We start from the raw sequence: 2,344 nt of genomic DNA on the forward strand, positions 1-2,344 counted from the left end.
GTGATGGCGGGGGCGAGCTGCCTCGCGATCGAATGCCAGCCGAGCCGCATCGAGATGCGCCTGCGCACCGGCTATCTCGACAAGCAGGCATCGAGCATCGACGAAGCGATCGCGATGATCGAGGCGAGCCATGCCGAAGGCAAGCCGGTGTCGATCGGCCTGCTCGGCAACGCCGCCGAAATCCTGCCCGAGATGGTCCGGCGCGGCATCCGTCCCGACCTGCTCACCGACCAGACCTCGGCGCACGATCCGGTGAACGGCTACCTGCCCGCAGGCTGGTCGCTCGACGAATGGTTCGCGAAGCGCGAGAGCGACCCCGCCGCTGTGGCGAAAGCCGCGAAGGCTTCGATGGCGGTGCATGTGCAGGCGATGCTCGACCTGCAGGCCGCCGGCGTGCCGACGACCGACTATGGCAATAATATCCGTCAGATGGCGAAGGACGAGGGGGTCGAGAATGCATTCGATTTCCCCGGCTTCGTCACCGCCTATGTCCGCCCGCTCTTCTGCCGCGGCATCGGGCCCTTCCGCTGGGCGGCGCTGTCGGGCGATCCCGAGGACATCTACAAGACCGACGCGAAGGTGAAGGAGCTGCTTCCCGACAACAAGCACCTCCACAACTGGCTCGACATGGCGCGCGAGAAGATCCGGTTTCAGGGCCTGCCCGCGCGCATCTGCTGGGTCGGGCTCGGCGACCGCCACCGCCTCGGCCTCGCATTCAACGAGATGGTCGCGAACGGCGAACTCAAGGCCCCCGTCGTCATCGGCCGCGACCATCTGGACTCGGGTTCGGTCGCCTCGCCGAACCGCGAGACCGAGGCGATGCGCGACGGCAGCGACGCGGTCAGCGACTGGCCGCTGCTCAACGCGCTGCTCAACACCGCGAGTGGGGCGACCTGGGTGTCGCTCCACCATGGCGGCGGGGTCGGCATGGGCTATTCGCAGCACAGCGGCATGGTGATCGTTGCCGACGGTACAGCCGAGGCGGCGAAGCGGCTCGAGCGCGTGCTGTGGAACGATCCCGGCACAGGCGTGATGCGCCATGCCGATGCGGGCTATCAGGATGCGATCGACTGCGCACACGAGAAGGGGCTCGATTTACCGAGCCTTTGATGCGATTTGTAACAAAGGATGAAACGCCCGATATGTGGGATTATTTGTTGTAATTGAGAATCGTTCTCGATAGTGGCGACGCAACGCTTCCTGTCAGAACGATTTCATGCACGCACCCTCTCCCTCGCGCCCGGCGACCAAGAAGAGCCGCAAGGCCTTCTGGCTCAAACAGCTGCACATGTGGCACTGGATGAGTTCGGCGATCAGCCTGATCGGGCTGATCCTGTTTGCGGTGACCGGCTTCACGCTGAACCACGCCGCCGATATCGAGGGTAGCCCGGTCGTGACCGAGAAATCGGCGCAGGTGCCCGTGCCGCTGCTCGCGCAGCTCGCGAAAGCCGAGCCGGCCGATGCCAAGGGGCCGCTGCCCGGCCCGGTCGCCGACTGGGTCGAAGAGAATTTCCCGGTGCGTGCGGGCGAAGCCGAATGGTCGGCCGACGAGGTTTATCTCCCTGCGCCGCGCCCCGGCGGCGATGCCTGGGTCGCGATCGACCGCGTCACTGGCGACGTGACCAGCGAGGTTACCGACCGCGGCTGGATTTCCTATCTCAACGACCTCCACAAGGGCCGCAATTCGGGCGGCGAGTGGAGCCTGTTCATCGACATCTTCGCGCTCGCCTGCCTGATCTTCGGCATCACGGGACTGTTCTTGCTCTGGCTCCACTCGGCCAAGCGCAAGAGCACCTGGCCGCTGGTCGGCGCCGGGCTCGCGATCCCCGCCGCCATCGCCATCATCTATATCCACTAGGGAGTCAGTCCATGCAGCCAGCCTCGCGTACGATCCTCATCGGGGGCACGCTCACCGCCGCGCTCGCCGCGCCGACGCTCGCCGCCGCGCAGCCCGCGACGATGGATGTCACGGTCAATATTCCGCAGCTCAAGGTCGCCGAATATCACAAGCCCTATGTCGCCTTCTGGGTCGAAAAGGCGGGCGCGCCGGCGAAGACCGTCGCGGTCTGGTACGACCATGACATGAAGGCGAACGAAGGCACCAAATGGCTGCGCGACGTGCGCCAGTGGTGGCGCGTGTCGGGCCGTTCGCTGAAATTCCCGGCCAATGGCATCACCGGCGCCACGCGTGCGCCCGGCACCCACAAGATCAGCTTCTCGCGCGCCCAGCTCGGCGCGCTGGCGGCGGGCGAATATGTTCTCGTCGTCGAGGCCGCGCGCGAAGTGGGCGGCCGCGAATTGCTGCGCATCCCCTTCACCTGGCCGGGCAAGGCCGGGGCGGGTG

At 66.2% G+C, this 2,344-nt stretch carries 3 protein-coding genes; all 3 read left to right on the plus strand.

Going from position 1 to position 2,344, the window contains the following annotated elements:
- The coding region (gene hutU, locus B1A78_RS21510) for a urocanate hydratase (protein ID WP_077148872.1) at positions 1–1,110 on the plus strand (1,110 nt) is incomplete at its 5' end.
- Positions 1,111–1,216: 106 nt separating this feature from the next.
- Positions 1,217–1,858, plus strand: a complete 642-nt coding sequence (locus B1A78_RS21515) for a PepSY-associated TM helix domain-containing protein (RefSeq protein ID WP_077148873.1) — start codon at positions 1,217–1,219, stop codon at positions 1,856–1,858.
- Between the two features lie 11 nt (positions 1,859–1,869).
- The coding region (locus B1A78_RS21520) for a DUF2271 domain-containing protein (RefSeq protein WP_077148874.1) at positions 1,870–2,344 on the plus strand (475 nt) is incomplete at its 3' end.

The sequence above is a fragment of the Sphingopyxis sp. KK2 genome (genome assembly GCF_001990265.1).
Taxonomy (GTDB): Bacteria; Pseudomonadota; Alphaproteobacteria; order Sphingomonadales; family Sphingomonadaceae; genus Sphingopyxis.